Here is a 17731-nt window from a genome sequence, read left to right as displayed (position 1 = left end):
ATAAAGTGATTTTATTCAAGTTACAGTTATCAGACATAATGTCGAATAAAAGCATATAGCGATTTATTAGCTAATAATGACCTTAAAACATCAATAGTAATCAAGACATTTTATCTTTTTTTTCTATATTTCTTAAGTTTATACACTTCGACTTTAGGAGCCATCGCTTTTTTAATTGCTCTAGCTTCCTCTAATTTTATTCGCTCAAGTTCATTACGCTTTTCTTTCTCTTCTGCTAATAATTTATCTTTAGCTTCTTTACACTCTTGAATTACCGATATTGCTGATAGAAAAAATATACCAAGAAAGAAAATGATAAAAATACTTAAAAAAATATTATCTAACGGTGTTTCGTTGCCCGTTCCTCTACTAGAATGGAAAGTATGAAAAGAATAGGTACGAACCCGAGGAACATATGTTCTATAATGAGCAGCACCATAAGCATTTTGTATAACTGTAATAAAAAAGACCAAAACTAAGATAATTTTTGTTTTCATTATTTACACTGTTCACTAATAAACTTGTTGTCATTACCCTGAATTTTTTCTATTTGTCGATTTCTATCACATTCCCATTGTTTAGGTGGATACATCTCATTCCACGCTAGCATCAACTTATTATCAGAATCAGATAAATTTATATTGTATTTATTCTGCATGTAGAAATATGTTCGTGCTATTACGCCTCGAATTTGTTGTCTAGGTTGAAAAACTCGTGCTTTAAAATCAACTGCAGATTGACATTGGCCATATTGACTAAATTCTTTAGTAAATTGTGAATATCTATAATTAGATCGGTCACCATTCACCTCACCAATAGCTGGTTGTAAATTATGCAAATCACCTTCCATTGCATTAAATATAGTATCCTGCTTACACCCTTTACGCCCCCCTTCTTGCCAACATTGCAAATGACGACCAAAATTTTCAGCAGGCATAACATGCTCCCATTCGATACGAGATGCTCTTTGTTCATTTTTTCTTGGTTTATAACCACATTGACTAAAATCTATAGAACCTTTTTTACCGTCAAATGAAAAGTTACATCCGCAATAAAATGTTGTTTGCTCAGGGTTTTCTTTATAGATTTTAACTAAATGAGTTTTGGCGGTGTTAAAATTTTGCTTACTAATTGCAACTATTGAAGATTCAACTTCAGCAGAAGTTGAAGTTGAAGTTGAAGTTGAAGCAGATTTTGGTTGCGATTTACCAGAAACAGGATAAGAATCAATCCTACATGTTTTGTTGGCTGATATACATGAGTTACCACAAGGTATACCCTTTTTACAGTTTTTAGCATAACAATTTGCGGTCAAAACGAAACAAATAGCTAAAGCTAGACTAATTTTTTTTGCGAAATCCATTTCAAAATACCAATGTTAAAATAATAAATTATTTACATTCCATGTAAGCTAGCTCAAAAGCATAATCATCAACAAGATGGCTGATAACATCACACTATTTTTTAGATAACGACTTAAGAAGAATTACAGTGAAATAGTTATTTTAATTCTGCTACTACTGCTACTAATAGTAAGCTTGATAGCTTACAATATAGTCAAAGGTTATTTTTATAAATTTAATTATAACAATAATTTAACTAAAAAATCAAGATAGTTTAATTGGTTTTAATTAGAGCTGAAATAAATCTACATAGTAGCGAAAATTGTAGTATAAAAATAAAAGATTTAAATTAAGTATCGATAAAATAGCGGTGATCAAACAAACAGCTATTGATATTGATATGTCAGGAGCCGACCAAGTCGGTAGAAGCGAATAATTTCTTTAAAGACAATAAAAAACCTTATAAAAGGCTTTTCTGATAATTCAATATCGAACGTTGTTCTTGCTGTCGTCCTTAGCTTTTAGTTTTCATACAATTTTTATATAAAATAATGATAAATCTATTTTTTGATATGTGTTATTTTTATATTAAATCCATCTTCAGCTAAATCAACAAGATTAACATCATTTCCTTTATAGTGCTCAATCATAAACGGTCTTAAACGTATAAATATATCATAAAAACTTCTATCAACATGTGCTTCTATAGCTGAATCAAAATAAGTATGTATTAATTCCTTATCATCATCTTCTTCGAAATAAAAACCAAAGTAGTGAGCTATACCTTTATTTCGCTTATCAATATCTGAAGTTTGTTCATTTTTTTCAATAAGATCAGGAACAAACTCGATACTGACAACATCATCTGATACTTTAATCTCGGTAAAAATAAAATGAAATAATTTTATATTTCCATCAATCACTACATCATCTCGAAGATAAACTAATAACATAATTATTCATCCAAATTAACTGTTCTTACGATTCTAAACTCTTTGTTCAATACTAATACAAATAAAATAAATTTAGATGATTAGTTAATAACAACAAATATTATATAAAATAAGATAAGATAAAAAGCACATTAGCTATTTATTAACCTATCAATCTTTCGATTAGTAATGATTAAAACATTATATTTGTGACAGGGTAACAAATTAATTATTCTAATAAAATTATCACAAAACCTTTGTTTTGAATATTATTATAAATAAAGTTAATTAAAATAAATTTTTATCGTTCACAGTAAAGTCAGTTTAAAGATTAACTATTGGAATTTATCTATTCTTACATCATTGTAATGTTCATAAATAAGATTAGCTAAATAATGATATAATCAATTGAAATTAAAATGAAAACTTAAGAGCAAAATAACGGAATGAAAAACGATCAAATACAGCCTACTTTTTACTTCCATGATTACGAAACTTTTGGTATCAACCCCGCTTTAGATCGTCCAGCACAATTTGCCGGCATTCGAACAGATAGCGATTTTAATATTATTGAAAAACCATTAGTCATTTATAGCCAAATTGCGCAAGATTATTTACCCAATCCTGAAGCTGTACTTATTACCGGCATCACACCACAAAAAGCAAATCAAAATGGGTTATGTGAAGCTGAATTCAGCAAACTAATTCATCAAGAATTTAGTCGACCGAATACTTGCATCTTAGGTTATAACAACATTCGTTTTGATGATGAAGTGACTCGCAATATTTTATATCGTAATTTTTATGATCCTTACTCTTATAGTTGGCGTAATGGTAATTCACGGTGGGATCTGCTTGATGTCGTTAGAGCATGTTATGCATTAAGACCCGAAGGTATTAACTGGCCAACTAATGATGCTGGTTTACCGAGTTTTCGTTTAGAAGATTTAACTAAAGCAAATAATATAGCCCACGAGCATGCCCATGATGCAATGTCAGATGTTTATGCAACTATAGCTATGGCAAAACTTATCAAACACGCCCAACCAAAGTTATTCAATTATTTCTATACATTACGTAATAAAAACAGAGTTGCCGAGCTTATTGACGTTGTAAATATGACACCTATTGTTCATGTATCTGGAATGTTAGGTAGCCATAGAGGCAATATGTCATTAGTCTGCCCTATTGCATGGCATCCAACGCAAAATAATGCAGTTATAGTCTGTGATCTAACTGGAGATATTGATTCAATTATTGATTTACCAGTCGAGACTATTCAGGAAAAACTTTACACCAAAACAGCCGATCTTGAGTTAGACGAACAGCGTATTCCATTAAAACTGATTCATATAAATAAATGTCCAATTATTGCGCCATTAAGCACATTATTAGCTGATAACGCAAAGCGTTTTAATTTAGATAAACAACAATGTTTAATTAATCAACAAAAACTACTACAAAACCAAAATAAATTACAGGATAAAATGCGTGAGCTATTTAGTATCAATAATGATTATCCAGTTAACAGTGATGTTGATGCACAAATTTATAGTGGATTTTTAAATGGTCAAGATCTATTACGTTGTGAAACTATAAGAACCACGCCAGTTCATTTATTAGAAACTTTATCAATCACTTTCGATGATCCACGATTAACCACATTATTCTTTCGCTACAAAGCGAGAAATTATCCGCAAGCATTAACCGAACAAGAACAACGCATTTGGCAAGATCACTGTCGAGATAAACTCAATACCATTGAGATACAAAATTATTTACAATCACTTGAACAACTAGCCGAAATTTATATACAGAAACCGGAAAAGCTCACTTTATTAAAGCAACTTTACCAATATTGTCATTATTTAGTTGGATAATTGAATTACAGGGGCGTATTATATGTTTCTGATTTTAGTTCTCCGCCCTTTCTAAACGACGGACATACCGTCAATATTTAATTTTAAGACAATTAGTATATAAACTATGAAACATTTTTTAGCCAAACATGCAACAATTAAGCATCGACTTTATTCTTTATATTACACACTATTTAGTTATGGTCGGGGCTTAATTATTTTAACCCTCTGTTTATGGGCTGGTAATATTGTTTCGGCAATCTTACCAATCATGATCCCTGGTAGTATTATTGGTCTATTAATCTTGTTTTTTTTATTAGCATTTCAACTTATACCAACGCGTTGGATCAAAAACAGTTGCAATCTTTTTATGCGCTATATGACTGTGCTATTTATTCCTGCTGCAATGGGGATCATGGATAATTATTCACTACTTTTAGCTAATTGGGTACCGATTATTTTTGCCAGTGTTGGCGGTTCAATTATTGTCTTATTTTTAACCGGATATCTTACAGAGCATTTGCATAAACCAGCGGTAAAATCGTCTGATAATAAGGGGAAACAATCATGATATGGATGTTACCATTAACTGTTTTAGTTTTTCTTGTGATTCGTAAAATTTCCTTTAAAATCAAAAATCCACTATTTAATCCATTAGTGATTTCGGTTATTGTTTTAATTCCTATTTTATTAATTACACAGACTAGTTATATTGAATATGTAAAAAACGTCAAAATTATTAATGACTTACTCCCTTATTCAGTTGTTGCTTTGGCTTACCCTTTGTATGAATTAATCCCACAAATAAAAGCCCGTTGGAAATCTATCATGATAATCACCTTTACCGCTTCAATTGCTTCTATGGTGACAGGTGTTTGTATTGCATTTTGGTTAGGAGGTAGTAATGAAATTGCCGCCTCGGTACTGCCTAAATCAGTTACCACTGCCATAGCGGTAACTATCGCAGAAAATCAAGGTGGTGTTCCATCTATTGCCGCATTATGTGTAATACTTGTTGGAACTTTAGGAGGAATTTTTGCTCATCAATTGCTAAATTGGGCTAAAATCAAAACAGCCTCTGCCAGAGGTTTATCAATCGGTGCTGTATCACACGCTGTTGGTACAGCTCGCTGTATTGAAGTAGATTATAATGAAGGAGCTTATAGCTCTTTATCACTGGTACTATGTGGTATTATGACTTCATTGACAGCACCATTTTTATTTCCAATAATGGTATTTATTTTAAATTGGTTTTAGCATGATATTAAAAAAGTTAATAACTTATTTAATTACCTTCCTATTGTTTTTAATAACGGTAATACTTAGTCTCGACTATTGGATAAGCTATAAAACGGCCCCCTACATTTATCATGATGAAAATAAACTTCCCTATCGAACAATTGGTGTAGTATTAGGTACATCTAAATATGTAAAAGGTGGTGGTATAAACGGCTTTTATCGTAATCGTATCGATGGCGCTATTGATCTATATTGGCAAGGAAAAGTCGATTATTTATTAGTCAGTGGTGATAATGCACATTTAAATTATAATGAACCAATCACGATGCAAAAAGATCTGATTAAAGCAGGTATTCCTAGAGAATCAATTGTATTAGATTATGCTGGTTTTAGAACCTTCGATTCAGTTGTTCGGGCTAATAAAGTTTTTAATGCTGATGATTTTACTATTATTACACAAGAATTCCATTGTGAACGAGCTATTTTTATTGCTCTTGCGCAAGATATTCAAGCACAGTGTTTTGCCGTTCCTGCCCCAAAGAGTATGAAGTTAGTTCGTATCCGCGAGATGTTCGCTCGTGTTAGTGCTTTTATTGATTTGTATATAATGAATAAAAAACCTAAATATCTTGGACCTATTATCCCTATCATAAGTAATAATGATTAAGTTTGATTAAAACCTATAAAATTTTGAGGAAAGGGGTTTTTTAAGATATTAATTCATAAGAATTGGTTAAATTATTACTGAGTGTCGCATTTTCCAAACATAAAATATCAGCCTAGTAGATATTTTTAATTATAACGCTGTGATTGAATATGAAACTAAGCAGTAAAAATTTAAAACTAATATTTTTTGGCTAACAATCTATCATAAAATTGATTGTCTAATAATTTAGATTGCATTTTTATGCAAAAAAAAGTAATATTTAGTCAATTAAAATTTAAATAATTTATCTAATACTAATGAATATTGAATTAAGCCATATTAACTGTTTTTATGGTACTCATCAGGCATTGAATGACGTCTCGTTATGTTACCCTTTGGGTGAAACAATTGTTTTACTTGGTCAAAGTGGTGCAGGCAAAAGTTCTTTGTTGAAAGTATTTAATTTACTTGAAATTCCCACATCAGGTGAAATGACGATTGCCGATTCACATTTCGATTTTTCGCAAAAGATAAGTGAATCCACTATTCGAACATTACGCAAAAATGTTGGCATGGTTTTTCAAAATTACAACCTATGGCCACATTTAACTGTTTTGGAAAATTTAATTGAAGCACCATGCCAAGTATTAAAATTATCGAAAAAAGAAGCTAGTGATAAAGCAATGTCAATTTTAGCTCGTTTACAAATTGATGAAATGGCGCATCGCTACCCTCTCCATCTTTCTGGTGGTCAACAGCAACGTGTTGCTATTGCCAGAGCATTAATGATGGAACCGAAAATTTTGTTATTTGATGAACCAACAGCGGCATTAGATCCAGCAATTACATCACAAATTGCTGAGATTATTAATGAACTGTCACAAACCGGAATTACACAAATTATTGTTACTCATGAAGTCGATTTTGCGCGTAAAGTTGCTTCACAAGTGATTTACATGGAACAAGGTAAGATTATTGAGCAGGGACAACTTGAGTGTTTTGCTCATCCAAAAACCGAAGAGTTTAAAGCTTATCTATCACACTAACATTAATTAAAACCAGATTGGGTGGAAATATGAAAAAAACATTACTAGCGATTTTATTTGCTGGATCTGCTTTTGCAGCTCAAGCAGCAGAAACATTAACTATTGGTACCGAAGCAACTTATGCGCCATTCGAATTTACTAACGATAAAAATGAAATTGTTGGTTTCGATATCGATGTTATGAATAAACTTTGTGAAGAAATGAAAGTATCTTGCAAAATTGTTAACCAATCATTCGATGGTTTAATTCCTAGCCTTAAAACTCGCCGAATTGATGCAGCAATTGCAGGTATTGATGTTACTCCAGAGCGTCAAAAACAAGTTGCATTTACTAAAATCTACTACGACGACAGCTCAATCCAATTCATTACTTTAAAAGACTCTTTAACCAGTCTTGATCAATTGAAAGGTAAAAAAGTTGGCATCCAGAAAGGTACGACTTATTCAAAATACTTAAATGAAAAGTACCCTGATGTTAAAGCAGTCAGTTATGACAGCTATCAATTTGCTTTTCTAGATTTAAAAGCAAAACGTATTGATGCCATTGTCTCAAGCTCATTTGTTGCTGGAGAATGGTTAGGTAAAGATGCTGACATTGTTGCTTTAGGTGACAAAATTACCGATCATGAATTTTTTGGTGAAGGCTTAGGTATCGCTTTACGTCAAGGAAATGATCAATTACTTGAACAATTCAACCAAGCAATTAATAAATTAAAAGCAAATGGTGAATTAGATATTATCTATAAAAAATGGTTTAGTAAATAATATTATTTACTAAAATCTGTATTTTGAGATCTCGCCGCATACTCTGCGGCGAGTTTATTTTTTAAATTAATTACGGTTTTTTTATGTCAGACTTTTTTGCACACGGTATCGACTGGTTACTCTCTTCTATGGATGGGTATATTTTGCCGCTAACTAAAGCAACCACAATAACGTTATCACTAGCTTTTGTATCGTTAATTGTCGGCATGTTTTTTGCGTTCATTTTTACTATTTTAGAATCAGTTCCTTTCAAACCTGTTGCATGGTTAATGTCACTATTTAATTTAACTATTCGAGCTTTACCCGAATTATTAATTGTGGTGGCAATCTATACAGGTTTACCGCTGTTATTGATGGCATTAGATGATGGTTTTACCATTCCACTTGGTTTTACATCATTTACCGTAAAAATGAATATTGAAAATACTCAGCCAGATCCATTTTTATGCGGTGTTTTTGCTTTATCCTTACTTTATGCTGTTTATGCATCTCAAACTTTACGTGGAGCATTTAAAGCGATTCCAAGTGGGCAAAAACAAGCAGCTCAAGTATTAGGCCTTAGTAAATCTCGTACTTTTTTTCGCATAATAATGCCGCAAATGTGGCGCCATGCATTACCTGGTTTGAGTAATCAATGGTTAATTTTATTAAAAGATACCGCCCTTGTATCTGCGATAGCGATTGATGATTTAATGATGCAAACCAAAACAATTGTTGCAAGAACCAACCAACCTTTCTTATGGTATTTTATTGCTATGCTTGTTTATTTAGTGATATCAGTTTTAAGTCAACGAGTTATTTCTCGTATTGAAAAACGCTCTACCAAATTTGAACAACCGTCATCAGCTAATAGTCAGTAAGGTCATTTTATGTCTGATAATTTTATTTACTATCTAAAAATCATTCTTCAAGGTCTACCTGATACTTTAAGCTTAAGTATTGCAGGCATATTATCAGCTGGTTTTTTAGCTATCGTTTTTTCTTGTCTTTTATCTTTAAATTCGAAGTTTTTAACTAAAACGATACGTGGTTATATTGTTATTTTTACTGGTTCACCTTTATTGGTACAACTTTTTTTAATCTATTATGGACCTTCACAATTTGGCGAAATTTTAAGTAAAGTACCCGCTTTTTATGAATTTATTTCATCGCCATGGTTTTGCGCTTATTTAGCTTTAACGCTTAATAGTGCAGCTTACACTACTCAAATTTTCTATGGAGCTTTAAAAGCTGTTCCACAAGGACAATGGCAAGCATGTAGTGCATTAGGCATGAATAAAAGACAAACACTTAAAATTGTAATGCCATATGCATTAAAACGAGCACTGTCTACTTACTCTAATGAAGTTGTCTTCGTAGTTAAAGGAACTGCACTAGCATCAATGATTCCTGTTATGGATCTTATGGGATATAGTAATACACTAAATGGTGAATACTATGACTTCTCAATTTTTGTTGTTGCAGGGCTTATCTACCTCTTGATAAATGGTATTTTAAGCACCATTATGAGGATAATAGAGAAAAAAGCCCTCACCTTTGAAAACTAATATGAGCCAATTTGATTCTGTATCTTTCTTAAAAACTGTCCCACATAAACCAGGTATCTATCAAATGTTTAATGATAAAGATACCATCATTTATGTGGGAAAAGCGAAAGACCTCAATAATCGTTTAAAAAGTTACTTTAATAGTAGTAAAAAAACCATCAAAACCGATCGATTGGTGAGTCATATTCATCGCGTAGAATTTACCATCACCAATACCGAAACAGAAGCACTTTTACTTGAACAGACTTATATCAAAAAATATCAACCACGATATAATGTTTTACTTAAAGATGACAAAAGCTATCCGTTTATTAAATTAAGTAAAGAACGCCATCCACAATTATCTTTATACCGCGGAGCAGTTAATCGTAAAAAAGATGAGTTTTTTGGCCCTTACCCTAGTGGCTATGCAGTTAAACAAATTCTTGCATTATTACAAAAAACCTTTCCGATAAGGCAATGTCTTAATAGTACTTATCGTAATCGAACACGTCCTTGTTTGCAGTACCAAATTAAACGTTGTTTAGGCCCTTGTGTACCGGGTTTAGTCAGCGATGAAGATTACAATGAACAAGTGAATTATGTTAGATTATTTTTATCTGGACAGTCAGATGAAATCTTAAAAAAAATCACTGCTGATATGTTGAAAGCTAGTAGTGAGCTTAATTTTGAAAAAGCAGCAGCACTACGTGATCAGTTACAAGCAATCAAACACATTAATGAAAAACAAGCTATCTACAATAATAATGATAATATGGATGTAATCGGTTTTCATTATGAACTCGGCCTAGCTTGTATTTATGTACTTTTTATCCGTAATGGACAAACATTTGGCCATCGTTCTTATTTTCCTAAAGTTCCCTCTAACACTGAACTTGAAGAAGTTATTGAGACATTTTTAGGTCAATTTTATCTACAAGGTAATCAAAACAGGAATATTCCAAAGAAAATTCTTCTGAATTTTTCGTTGTCAGATAAACAAGCGATGGAAGAAACTTTATCAATCGTCGCCGAACATCAAGTTAAATTAGTTGATGAACCAAAAGGTGATAATCTTAAATTATTAAATATTGCAACAGTTAACGCTCAAACGGAAGTTAAAAATAAACTATTAGAAAACTCAACCATTAAACAAAGATATGATGCTTTAAAAGCCTTTTTGGGTATTGAAAAAATCAATAGAATGGAATGTTTTGATATCAGCCATTTTATGGGCAAAAACACTATCGCTTCTTGTGTTGTGTTTGATGATAAAGGACCGGTTAAATCTGAATTCCGTCGCTATAATATTAGCGGTATCAACCCAGGTGATGACTATGCAGCAATGGAACAGGTATTAACTCGCCGTTATAGTAAAAAAGATCTCCCTGAAGATAAAATCCCTGATATTATCTTTATTGATGGTGGTAAAGGACAACTTAATCAAGCTTTACAAGTATTTGAGAAGTTACAAGTAAACTGGGATAAACATCATCCTATTTTAATCGGGGTGGCTAAAGGTGCTGAGCGTAAAGAAGGTTTAGAAACACTCTTCTTTGAAGCCCATGGTAAAGGTTATTATTTAGATGATCATTCCCCTGCTCTATTATTAATTCAACAAATCCGTAACGCATCACATGACCATGCGATTGTAGGTCAGCGTAAAAAAGGTGTTAAACAATTAACTGATAGTGCATTAGAACATATAGAAGGCGTTGGCGGAAAAAGACGCCAAGCATTATTAAAACATTTTGGCGGACTCAGAGAGCTAAAAAATGCTAGTATAGATGAAATAGCCCAAGTACAAGGCATATCCAAATCGCTAGCTGAAAAAATTTATCTAAATTTACAGCAATAACACATTGAAAAATTAACATTTTTCAGGCAACATAATCAGTAAGAAAACACTGTTTTTTTAATTATCACTAACCAATTGATTAATAAAACAAAATGAGCTAATGTCACATGAAAATCAACTTACCTACATTTTTAACATTATTTCGAGTAATACTTATTCCTTTTTTTGTGTTGGCATTTTATCTATTTCCTCATGAATGGTCTGGCTTTTTTTCATCATTAATATTCTTAATAGCTGCAGTAACAGATGTTTTTGATGGTTACCTCGCTCGTCGATTAGGCCAAACTACTAAATTTGGTGCCTTTTTAGATCCTGTTGCCGATAAAATTATGGTCACTATCGCTTTAGTTTTAATAACCCAATATTATCAAACATGGTGGATTTCTATTCCAGCAATCATCATCGTCTCTCGAGAGATCATCATTTCAGCATTAAGAGAGTGGATGGCTGAAATTGGTAAACGAAATAATGTTGCCGTCTCATCAATTGGTAAAATAAAAACTATTGCTCAAATGACTGCATTAACATGGTTACTTTGGAGACCTTGCGATCTAGTTATTTATGCCGGACTTGCAGCCTTGTTTATTGCTACAGTATTAACCCTATTATCGATGATTCAATATTTATGGATTGCTCAAGTCGATTTATTAGATAACGATTAACATAATAAATTTGATGTGTAATGTCTAAATATTCAAATTGAAAAAATAGCATTGCACTTTAGTTAAAAACGAAAAAATAGAGCAATTTAACCTCGAATCAGTCAAACATTGAGCAATCAAACGATTAATTTAAAATTTTTATTGACTGAAATGATAAGATAGGTAAAATGCACAGCATCCAAAGCGCAGTTACCCTTCGGTACTAAGTTTTGAGCCCGGGTGGTGAAATCGGTAGACACAAGGGATTTAAAATCCCTCGGCCTTTTTGGCCGTGCGAGTTCAAGTCTCGCCCCGGGCACCATTTAAAACACTTCTCATGCGGGAATAGCTCAGTTGGTAGAGCGCAACCTTGCCAAGGTTGAGGTCGCGAGTTCGAACCTCGTTTCCCGCTCCAATTTAAATTCAATCGATAACCATAGCAAACTATTATCTACAATAAACTATATGTTTTCACTTAGTAGTATAAAATCATATAGAGCCACAAAAAAATACAGTTATATCTATTGCTTTATAGACATTGTATTTATAAATATCTTTATACTATGAAAGCATACAATGTCCACCTAGATAATAAATAACATACTGCAATTAACCTTTATAATTAAAGTGTCAGATGGATATATTTAAGATGTTAAATTTGATAATTAACATTTTCATCTTTAATGTATTGCTCTATATATTGTTTAAATATTTTTACTCTATTAGGGATATAGCATCTATCTCTAACCATCACATAAACTGGACGAGGGATACCAACCCACTCGGTTAAAATTGGAATTAACTCTCCATTCTGAATCTCATCATGAACAAATTGCTCAGAAAAAAAACAAATACCTAAATCCTGCTTAGAAGCATTTATCATCAACTGTGTTTTATGTAATCAAAGAACCACATTAGTATTTATTCTTATAATTCACTGTTTTCAAGAATTATTTTGCCCATATACAGCGTTTTACAGATATGACTATAACCTTAGCATACATGAAGTATATAATTTTTGAATAATGGTAGACCATGCCGAAAATTATAGATTAATTCATCTTAACTATATTGGCTTAGTTGTTGTTATTCAGAGCTCTTTCGGCCAATGTCCTGTGGTTTGATATAACCATTTTAAAACTCGTTTGGCATAGGAACGATCATTAAGATATGAAAATAGTGTATAAAATAGTAACAGGAGTAAAGGAATAATTTGTGCTCCGGATATTATCCATAAAAAACCATTCATTATAAAATCAAACTCTTTAATTGGATATATAATTATCTGTAATAATAAAAATGCAATTGGGGCAAAAATAGTATAAAAATACCAATTACGTAATAACGTTTTCGCTTTTTGTTTACTTATCCAAATACAATGAGGAATTAAATAGCTTGAACCATCGGTATGATTAATAATCCCATGTATTTTATTATTTTCAAATATTAAACTGAGTTTATCTCCTGATGCAATAAACGTCGGATGGCCAAAAGAATAAACAACCGGTATATGATCATTATCTAAAGCAAGTTCATCGAAAAATAGTCTAACACCGCTAAGATCAAATAATATTTTCCTTCGTTCCGATCGATAAATTAATTGTCTATCTATATTAGTTGCAATTCCTTCATATACAGGTAAGTCTGTTGATGAACAATTAACGGTTTTACGATGTTCTAAAAACGAGGTTTTCATAAAACTAAGATCGCCTTTTTTTAATTTATGATATCGCTGACGTAAAAAAAATTGTTTAGGTAAAACCAAATTTATTAAACGAAATAGCGTTGAACAAATACACCATATCAAAATTAGAAACAACCCAGTGGCTAAAAATAGTGTTATAAATTGAAGATCCAGCCAAAATCCTATCAAGATCAAAAATGGTAAAATTAATGTAGAAGGATGAGGGAAAGCACAATGTAATTTATTACGAATAGCCAAGTCTCCTTTCCATGAAACTAACCAGTGGAGCCAAAAAGTGCCATCATTAAGTGCGTGAGAAGCAATATGGATAACATCGCCTTCATTTAATTTATCTAAGACACTTACATCGATAAATTGGTTTTTATAAAAAAAATAAACTCCCTCATTGGTAATAATACGATAACAATCAGTATGTCCATAGGGAATGTAGTCATATCGATAAAATTTATTAGTAATAAATTGGCAATTATCTTTCATTTTGTGTTCTTAGTCTTTTAGAACGCAATCCACTTATTCGTTGGTATATCAATGTATCAGCATTGTTTAATTTGTGGCATTACATAATTTCATAGTAAATATTATTTGCTATTTTAACCTTTTATTTCAAATTTAACAGGTCAGTAATGATATAAATACGAATAGTATTCAATACATATTAATTCAATACTATCTTTTCTAAAAAATGGATTTAATTATCTTATTCAAGTTTATTTTACAATTTCTTTGTAATTCAGTAGTAAAAACTAATCTTTCCAAATCTCTTTTGCTATACGAAACGCAGCCCATGCTTTAGGCCAACCAACGTAAAATGCTACATGAGTTAAAATTTCTGCTATTTTTTGCTTAGTGATACCGTTATTTTTTTGCAATCTGCAAATGAAATTGTAAAGAACTATCTAAGATACTACTGGCAAGTAATGCCGTAACTGTGACTAAACTTCTATCTCTTGCTGAGAGCTCTTTTTCTCTAGACCAAACTTCGCCAAATAATATAACATCATTAAGCTCAGCAAACTTAGGAACGAATTCGCCTAGTACATCTCTTCCCGCTGTTACTTTGTTCTTAATTTTTTCTTTTATTTTGTATTATGAAAAAATCAAATTAAAAAATCTAACAAATTTGGAGATTTCAATAAGATATTGTTCTCTTTTAATCATAATGAATAATTATCTTAATGAAGAAATAACTGAGGAAAACAATTATTATCAATAAATCTTTTCAGTTAATTACAGTTTGTTCATTTTCTCTCTTCGGTCTTTAATCGCCTAATTTCGTATTCTGCCTAACTATCAATATCTAATTTCTTGAAAAAATTATGGATTAATTAAGTTATATTCTCGCTATCCATGGTTAGGATTTTCATCTTTTTATTAACACAAAAATATTAAAACATTATCTTCAATTATAAGTAAATTGAAAATAACGGGTAGCCATATTCCACTCTCTATAAAAATAGACTAATAGAACACTAGAACTCAAACTAACTTATTCCCCAACCAATTTCATTGCAAATTAATTAGCAAAATTATCCACTATCCGCCATTTATAGTGAATACAAATCACTTACTTTACAATATTACCTAATACGAATTAGTTAAATAATATTCTTAATATCGTTAAATATTTAAAGAGTATCAAATATATTTTCCCTTAAAAATTAATTTATTAATTAAAAAAAAATTAAATTTAAAAGAATTTAGAACTGATTCGGTTATTTTTGCCCAATATGGGGAGTCCTTTGCTAGCAAAACATTTACATTATAAATGATAATCATTCTTAATTAAATATGTTAATGATGCTACTAGCTAGCACATTTAATAATCATTTATTAATTTACCAAAAGTATTCCCTATTGATTATGTAGGTTATGGTTGAATTTAGGAAAATAATATGAGATACAAATTAGTTTTTACCAATAAAATAACTAATAAAGCATTAGTTTGTTCTAACAAAAGCATTATTGGTTCACCGTGGTTAATGGCCGGTATTTTATGTTTATCGTTTAACGCAATGGCAGATACAGCTGAAAAAAAAGACGATAGTGATCAAGTAGAACAATTAATAGTTACTGCTAGGCATGTAAAAGAGTCAGCCAAGGATATACCATTTACGGTCAATATTGTTGACGATAAAAAACTGGTTGACCGACGAGAGACGACTTTAGAAAAAGCTTTAAATGATACTGTCGGTGTACAAGTAATTAGTAATATGGGGGCAGCGAAATCTATTCGAATGCGTGGTGTCGGTTCTGTATTACCTATGAGTGGCGATGACAGCTCGGTTAGTATTAACGTGGATGGGATGCCTCAATCAAAAAGTAATACGACCTTAAATTTACTTGATGTTCAGCGTGTCGAAGTATTAAAAGGCCCGCAGGGGACATTATTTGGCCGAAATAGCGAGGCTGGTGCTATCAACGTTATTTCGAAAAAACCAACTCGCTATTTTGAATCAGCTTTTAGAACCGAATTCGGACAAAATAATCAAATATTAACCGAAGGCGTCATCAGTGGCCCTTTATCCGATCAATTAAGTGCTCGATTTGCTGTCCGTTATGATGAAGCAGATAGCATTCTAGAAAATGTTAATGACCATAAACCGGTGAGTATTCTTAGAAATAAAATCGCTAGAGGCACATTATTATGGGAAGCTTCAGAACTCACTTCTATCTCATTTATTACCGAAATAGAAGAAGCTATGGGTATGGACGATATGTATATGATGCGCCCATACGGACATCACCCTAAGATTGACATTCCAAATAGCAGTGACAAGAATGACAAAAATATTTATCGTTTCAATTTAAAAGTGGAACATGAGTTGGATAATAGCTTATTGAGTTCTATTACCGGTTATTCGTATAGCAAAAGTGACAGAAGATCACCAATTTATGAAGGTAGCTTATACCACCATTTGAGCGGTATGTCACCACCATCTAATTGGTCTTATTTAACCAAAGAAGATCTTTTCACTCAAGAATTTAGAATTTCATCTAAACCTGAAGCACCAATATTTTGGGTAGCAGGTATAAACTACTATACTAATGATCGTCATAGAAATACTTATGATGTTATGGATGTGTTTTATCCAAGTAATGCATTGAATGCTAACATTAGAAGACAGTTCGAAACAGATAATGTCGGAGTGTTTGGTGAAGTCACCTACCCTGTTACCGAAAAACTCAAATTAACAGCAGGTCTTCGTCAATCTTACGAAAAGAAGAATTATCATGCAAAATGGCTAGCTAACTCAATTTATGCTGAAAATAATAAAGATAAACCAACCTTGGCTTTTGATAAGCAAAAGATAACCGATAACTTTACTACTGGCCGATTAGGTTTGAATTTTTTACTTAATGATTATGCTACCCTATATGGTCTTTACTCAAGAGGATATAAAACAGGTGGTTTCAATGATGAAGGTACGGATTTTGCTACTATTGGTCGTTCAGATCAAGCCTATAAATCAGCGTATGTAAACGCTTATGAAATAGGGTTAAAAACTGAAAATAATACGGTAGGATTAAACACGGCATTCTTTTATAACGATACTAAACGTGAACATCTAATGGCTTATAATCCAGCGACGTTTGTTTCTGTGGTTGAAAATTATGATATCCGAAGTTATGGTGTAGAGCTAGATGGTTTTTGGAAGGCACCAGGAAATTTAGACTTTTCAGGCGGCATAGGTTACACCAATGCTAAAATAGTCGGTACGCCTAACAAAAGTTTAGCTCATGTAAAAAAACATAACGAAGTGCCGGATACATCTCATTGGAATGCTAACTTAACCATTCTACACTCTATACCACTAAATTTAGCTTCAGGAATATCATTAGAAACGCAAATAACTGATCGTTATATTGGTTCTCGCCAAGCTGATGTGCAAAATAAATTTGGCTTAAAAGCTTATAACAAACTTGATGCTCGAATTGCTGTCAAAACAGAAAATGCTGAGTTTTATGTGTGGGGTGACAATCTACTAAATAAATCCTACGATTTATGGGGATATCATATTCCAGCACTGTCTCATGATGGCCCTGATGCAACAATTGGTTCGCCTGGTAGAGGCCGAACTTTAGGAGTTGGTTTTATTTATAACTATTAACAATACTTAATTTTAAAGGGATACACTTTAAATCAGTTAAATAATAGCTTAACCATGCCGTCA

The 17731-nt window shown here is 31.9% G+C and carries 16 protein-coding genes, 2 tRNA genes and 1 pseudogene; 13 read left to right on the top strand and 6 right to left on the bottom strand.

Annotation, left to right across the window (positions count from 1 at the left end; translation table 11 throughout):
- Window positions 1-110: 110 nt before the first annotated feature.
- The 3 genes from H3S74_RS03200 to H3S74_RS03190 all read right to left on the bottom strand — a co-directional run bounded on the left by H3S74_RS03200 (window position 111) and on the right by H3S74_RS03190 (window position 2296).
- Complete coding sequence (locus H3S74_RS03200) at window positions 111-497, bottom strand: hypothetical protein (protein ID WP_198247199.1); 387 nt, start codon at window positions 495-497, stop codon at window positions 111-113.
- Entirely contained in the window at window positions 497-1363 is an 867-nt protein-coding gene (locus H3S74_RS03195) for an endonuclease (RefSeq protein WP_198247198.1), read from the bottom strand. Before H3S74_RS03195 ends, H3S74_RS03200 begins: the two co-directional genes overlap by 1 nt.
- Window positions 1364-1903: 540 nt before the next feature.
- The gene (locus tag H3S74_RS03190) at window positions 1904-2296 is read right to left on the bottom strand and encodes a hypothetical protein (protein WP_110447876.1); all 393 of its coding nucleotides are present in this window, start codon (window positions 2294-2296) and stop codon (window positions 1904-1906) included.
- Between the two features lie 425 nt (window positions 2297-2721).
- Here H3S74_RS03190 and sbcB point away from each other — a divergent pair, with 425 nt between their 5' ends.
- The 12 genes from sbcB to H3S74_RS03130 all read left to right on the top strand — a co-directional run bounded on the left by sbcB (window position 2722) and on the right by H3S74_RS03130 (window position 12269).
- The gene (gene sbcB / locus H3S74_RS03185) at window positions 2722-4155 is read left to right on the top strand and encodes an exodeoxyribonuclease I (RefSeq protein ID WP_198247197.1); all 1434 of its coding nucleotides are present in this window, start codon (window positions 2722-2724) and stop codon (window positions 4153-4155) included.
- Between the two features lie 106 nt (window positions 4156-4261).
- A complete protein-coding gene (locus H3S74_RS03180) occupies window positions 4262-4705 on the top strand; it encodes a CidA/LrgA family protein (protein ID WP_110447878.1) in 444 nt (147 codons plus the stop codon).
- A complete protein-coding gene (locus H3S74_RS03175; protein ID WP_110447879.1) occupies window positions 4702-5391 on the top strand; it encodes a CidB/LrgB family autolysis modulator in 690 nt (229 codons plus the stop codon). The genes H3S74_RS03180 and H3S74_RS03175 overlap by 4 nt, the downstream gene beginning before the upstream one ends.
- A 1-nt stretch (window position 5392) precedes the next feature.
- Entirely contained in the window at window positions 5393-6040 is a 648-nt protein-coding gene (locus H3S74_RS03170; protein WP_110447880.1) for a vancomycin high temperature exclusion protein, read from the top strand.
- Window positions 6041-6336: 296 nt separating this feature from the next.
- A complete protein-coding gene (gene artP, locus H3S74_RS03165) occupies window positions 6337-7065 on the top strand; it encodes an arginine ABC transporter ATP-binding protein ArtP (protein ID WP_086360008.1) in 729 nt (242 codons plus the stop codon).
- 29 nt (window positions 7066-7094) lie between these two features.
- Window positions 7095-7829: a transporter substrate-binding domain-containing protein gene (locus H3S74_RS03160; protein ID WP_198247196.1), complete on the top strand. Its 735-nt coding sequence runs from the start codon at window positions 7095-7097 to the stop codon at window positions 7827-7829.
- A gap of 83 nt (window positions 7830-7912) precedes the next feature.
- Complete coding sequence (gene artQ / locus H3S74_RS03155; RefSeq protein WP_216819478.1) at window positions 7913-8689, top strand: arginine ABC transporter permease ArtQ; 777 nt, start codon at window positions 7913-7915, stop codon at window positions 8687-8689.
- A gap of 9 nt (window positions 8690-8698) precedes the next feature.
- Window positions 8699-9376, top strand: a complete 678-nt coding sequence (gene artM / locus H3S74_RS03150; protein ID WP_086354161.1) for an arginine ABC transporter permease ArtM — start codon at window positions 8699-8701, stop codon at window positions 9374-9376.
- A 1-nt stretch (window position 9377) separates the two neighbouring features.
- Window positions 9378-11213, top strand: coding sequence for an excinuclease ABC subunit UvrC (gene uvrC / locus H3S74_RS03145; protein WP_198247195.1), 1836 nt, complete (start codon window positions 9378-9380; stop codon window positions 11211-11213).
- Between the two features lie 107 nt (window positions 11214-11320).
- Complete coding sequence (gene pgsA / locus H3S74_RS03140; protein ID WP_198247194.1) at window positions 11321-11875, top strand: CDP-diacylglycerol--glycerol-3-phosphate 3-phosphatidyltransferase; 555 nt, start codon at window positions 11321-11323, stop codon at window positions 11873-11875.
- Between the two features lie 213 nt (window positions 11876-12088).
- Window positions 12089-12176 (top strand) — tRNA-Leu (locus H3S74_RS03135).
- Window positions 12177-12193: 17 nt separating this feature from the next.
- Window positions 12194-12269 (top strand) — tRNA-Gly (locus tag H3S74_RS03130).
- Between the two features lie 237 nt (window positions 12270-12506).
- Here the strand turns inward: H3S74_RS03130 and H3S74_RS03125 are convergent.
- From H3S74_RS03125 to H3S74_RS12645, 3 genes and pseudogenes are all read right to left on the bottom strand, one after another.
- Entirely contained in the window at window positions 12507-12737 is a 231-nt protein-coding gene (locus tag H3S74_RS03125) for a LysR substrate-binding domain-containing protein (protein ID WP_198247193.1), read from the bottom strand.
- Between the two features lie 207 nt (window positions 12738-12944).
- Window positions 12945-14036, bottom strand: a complete 1092-nt coding sequence (locus tag H3S74_RS03120) for a hypothetical protein (protein ID WP_198247192.1) — start codon at window positions 14034-14036, stop codon at window positions 12945-12947.
- 269 nt (window positions 14037-14305) lie between these two features.
- Window positions 14306-14627 (bottom strand): annotated as a pseudogene (locus H3S74_RS12645) (carboxymuconolactone decarboxylase family protein); the annotation flags it as partial.
- An 824-nt stretch (window positions 14628-15451) separates the two neighbouring features.
- On the opposite strand from H3S74_RS12645, the gene H3S74_RS03110 reads away from it, so the two are divergent.
- Window positions 15452-17668 (top strand): TonB-dependent receptor, encoded by a 2217-nt coding sequence (locus H3S74_RS03110; protein WP_198247191.1) that lies wholly within the window; start codon window positions 15452-15454, stop codon window positions 17666-17668.
- Window positions 17669-17731 lie beyond the last annotated feature (63 nt).

Origin of the sequence: Gilliamella sp. W8126, assembly GCF_016102185.1 — a bacterium.
Classification (GTDB): domain Bacteria; phylum Pseudomonadota; class Gammaproteobacteria; order Enterobacterales; family Orbaceae; genus Gilliamella; species Gilliamella apis_A.
Note: the sequence above shows the minus strand (reverse complement) of the source record. Positions and strands in the feature narration are given on the sequence as shown.

Excerpts from the sequence above, each read along its gene's own strand:
- H3S74_RS03190 (WP_110447876.1), bottom strand. The coding sequence starts at position 2,296 with ATGTTATTAGTTTATCTTCGAGATGATGTAGTGATTGATGGAAATATA.
- H3S74_RS03120 (WP_198247192.1), bottom strand. The coding sequence starts at position 14,036 with ATGAAAGATAATTGCCAATTTATTACTAATAAATTTTATCGATATGAC.
- H3S74_RS03180 (WP_110447878.1), top strand. The coding sequence starts at position 4,262 with ATGAAACATTTTTTAGCCAAACATGCAACAATTAAGCATCGACTTTAT.
- H3S74_RS03195 (WP_198247198.1), bottom strand. The coding sequence starts at position 1,363 with ATGGATTTCGCAAAAAAAATTAGTCTAGCTTTAGCTATTTGTTTCGTT.
- H3S74_RS03160 (WP_198247196.1), top strand. The coding sequence starts at position 7,095 with ATGAAAAAAACATTACTAGCGATTTTATTTGCTGGATCTGCTTTTGCA.
- artM (WP_086354161.1), top strand. The coding sequence starts at position 8,699 with ATGTCTGATAATTTTATTTACTATCTAAAAATCATTCTTCAAGGTCTA.
- H3S74_RS03125 (WP_198247193.1), bottom strand. The coding sequence starts at position 12,737 with ATGATAAATGCTTCTAAGCAGGATTTAGGTATTTGTTTTTTTTCTGAG.
- H3S74_RS03170 (WP_110447880.1), top strand. The coding sequence starts at position 5,393 with ATGATATTAAAAAAGTTAATAACTTATTTAATTACCTTCCTATTGTTT.
- uvrC (WP_198247195.1), top strand. The coding sequence starts at position 9,378 with ATGAGCCAATTTGATTCTGTATCTTTCTTAAAAACTGTCCCACATAAA.
- artP (WP_086360008.1), top strand. The coding sequence starts at position 6,337 with ATGAATATTGAATTAAGCCATATTAACTGTTTTTATGGTACTCATCAG.
- pgsA (WP_198247194.1), top strand. The coding sequence starts at position 11,321 with ATGAAAATCAACTTACCTACATTTTTAACATTATTTCGAGTAATACTT.
- artQ (WP_216819478.1), top strand. The coding sequence starts at position 7,913 with ATGTCAGACTTTTTTGCACACGGTATCGACTGGTTACTCTCTTCTATG.
- H3S74_RS03110 (WP_198247191.1), top strand. The coding sequence starts at position 15,452 with ATGAGATACAAATTAGTTTTTACCAATAAAATAACTAATAAAGCATTA.
- H3S74_RS03175 (WP_110447879.1), top strand. The coding sequence starts at position 4,702 with ATGATATGGATGTTACCATTAACTGTTTTAGTTTTTCTTGTGATTCGT.
- H3S74_RS03200 (WP_198247199.1), bottom strand. The coding sequence starts at position 497 with ATGAAAACAAAAATTATCTTAGTTTTGGTCTTTTTTATTACAGTTATA.
- sbcB (WP_198247197.1), top strand. The coding sequence starts at position 2,722 with ATGAAAAACGATCAAATACAGCCTACTTTTTACTTCCATGATTACGAA.